The organism is Ferruginibacter sp. (assembly GCF_014377975.1).
Taxonomy (GTDB): Bacteria; Bacteroidota; Bacteroidia; order Chitinophagales; family Chitinophagaceae; genus Ferruginibacter.
The window spans coordinates 1-2501 of record NZ_JACMOO010000315.1 but is presented as its reverse complement, the minus strand read 5'-3'; the positions used below and the strand labels follow the sequence as shown (position 1 = coordinate 2501).

Below are 2501 nucleotides of genomic sequence, written 5' to 3'. Positions count from 1 at the left end.
GTTTACGTTGTTTACTACCAAATCAAGATCCCCATCATTGTCAAGATCGGCATAAGCCGAACCATTGCTGAACCCGGGTGCGTCTAAGCCCCACTCTTTGGCTTTGTTTGTAAACGTTAAGTCCCCATTGTTGCTATATGCATAGTTGGATAGTGGGTTCGAAGGCATTAAATCTATTAACTTCTTAAAAGCACTTTTATCTTTATCCTTACTTGACATTATGCCATTCATTACTTCATAGTTGGAAATGTATTGTATGTAATCTTCGTTGGTAAGATCTTTGTAGATACCGTTGGCAATAAAAATATCTTTGTACCCATCATTATTCAAATCAGTTATTAATGCACCCCAACTCCAGTCTGTGGCATGCACCCCTGCAAGGCGACCTATCTCACTAAAAGTGTTGTTACCATTGTTTAACTGTAAGGTATTTCTGGTAAATTGGTTCCAGTAGTCATACTTCAGATCAAGGGTGTATTTATCCCAGTTTTCAAAAGTGGTATTTACTTTAATACGGGACTCCAGCTCCGGCAACATTTCGGTAACAAAAATATCAGGATGGCCATCGTTATTGATATCTCCCATATCGGCACCCATAGAGGCATTACTAATGCTGTGCATCTGGTTTTCCAGTACTTCTTTAAATGTTCCGTTTTTGTTATTGATGTATAAATAATCCCTTTCAAAAAAATCGTTGGATACGTAAATGTCCTGCCAACCATCATTGTTTACATCACCAACTGTAACCCCCAATCCAAATCCAATAACGCTTCCATAAATACCTGCTGCTGCGCTAACATCTGTAAAATGTCCACCATCATTGCGAAATAGTTTATGGCCACCCATTGAATCTCTTATATTGCGTTCGTTTTGCTGTAGATTAAAACTACCGATCGGTTTAAAAGAATTGCTTAACAGGAACATATCCAAATCCCCATCATGATCATAATCAAAGAAAGCAGCATGGGTAGAAAATCCTTTGACTGCCAGCCCATATTCTTCTGCTCTTTCAGTAAATGTACTATTGCCATTATTGATGTACAATTCGTTTTGTTTATTGTCGCCTTTTATATCTCCGCTGTTACAAACATAGATATCTAAAAAGCCATCGCCGTTTACATCAACCATGCTTACACCGGTGGACCATTTTGATTTTTTTTGAATCCCTGATTTTGCGGTAATGTCTTCAAATTTAAAATTGCCTTTGTTTAAAAAAAGGCGGTTAGGCAGCACATTGGCCGTAAAAAAAATATCAATCAAACCATCATTGTTGATGTCGCCTAACGCAACTCCGCAGCCGTTGTAAAAGTTACGATAGGTGAAAATATTAAACTGATCATCAACTGGTAATTGATTGGTAAAATTAATACCGGTTGAATCAGCAGGGAGCTGATCAAACAATTTGGGTACTGCCTTTTCTGTGTGTTTGCAGGCTGTAAAAAAAAACAGTATTGATAGCAAATACAGCAAATATTTATTACTACTTTTCACTGAATTATTATTTATAAACTCACTTGATCCCATGTTGATTTTTTATCTTTTCTTCAATTAACAGGTCAGTAAAATCAACCTTCACAATCATATCATCATATTTGCCCAAAGTTATTCTGCGGTTACCATCAACCTTTACGTAGATAGTTTTTCTTTCTTTATTTGTAAGCGCAATAAAATCATTACCGGCAGGATACCATTTTTTATATAGGTGTAGCAAATCGGGTAACAAGGAATCTGCAAACTGTGCTTTATTCCACGGAGCCCAGGCATTGTATTGAAAAGTTACCCTCATATTAGAAATCTTATTGTCTATAAAATCAGGGTAAAAATTCATACTGGCAGGATACTTCAATCCGGAATCAACTTTATACAATACCATTGTATTGTTAGACCCATCTGAAATAATTCCTTTTTTATTTAACTCCCAGCAATAACCGAAAAAAGTTTTACTCGTCATGCCAAAGCTGATCCCTAAAAAGAGGCTGTCAACTTTTGTTCCTTTTGCCAGTTCCTGCTTTACAAGTTTATGGTATTTTTCTTCGCCTGTTGTTGTGCAACTATAAATAAAAATTACTGCTATTGCAGATAAATAAATCAAATACTTTTTATTAATCCTGTTCATATCTTATTGAAATATTTTTGGTTGATCATTATTTCTTGCTACAATTACCAGGTCTTTCTTTTTACTTTTTATGGTAATGATATCTCTAACTGCTCCCTTTAAAAAGAAGCCTGATTTGTTAGCGTGCATTGCTTTAAAATTACCTTTACCATCGCCTTTAAGCAGTAAACCATAACTGGCATCGTAGATACCTACCTCCGGTTTGCTCTGGTAAAAATTTCCGCCCAGTAAGATATCCTGTTTGCCATCGCCATCATAATCACTTACCGCTATGCCGCTTACTGTACTAAACTGGGCTTCGGTTGGCAACGGCTTTAGCGTGAACGTGCCATTTCTGTTGTTTAGTAATACACTGCTCCGCATTTCCTTTGCTTCCAGTTTTACC

General features: G+C 36.6%; 3 protein-coding genes. All 3 read right to left on the bottom strand.

Features of this window, described 5'->3' with window-relative positions:
- On the bottom strand, positions 1-1491 hold a 1491-nt coding region (locus tag H7254_RS15900; RefSeq protein ID WP_301933902.1), incomplete at its 3' end, for a VCBS repeat-containing protein.
- A 19-nt stretch (positions 1492-1510) separates the two neighbouring features.
- The gene (locus H7254_RS15895; RefSeq protein ID WP_301933901.1) at positions 1511-2116 is read right to left on the bottom strand and encodes a hypothetical protein; all 606 of its coding nucleotides are present in this window, start codon (positions 2114-2116) and stop codon (positions 1511-1513) included.
- A gap of 3 nt (positions 2117-2119) precedes the next feature.
- Positions 2120-2501: VCBS repeat-containing protein (locus tag H7254_RS15890; protein WP_301933900.1), on the bottom strand; the 382-nt coding region annotated here is incomplete at its 5' end.

Excerpts from the sequence above, each read along its gene's own strand:
- H7254_RS15895 (WP_301933901.1), bottom strand. The coding sequence starts at position 2,116 with ATGAACAGGATTAATAAAAAGTATTTGATTTATTTATCTGCAATAGCA.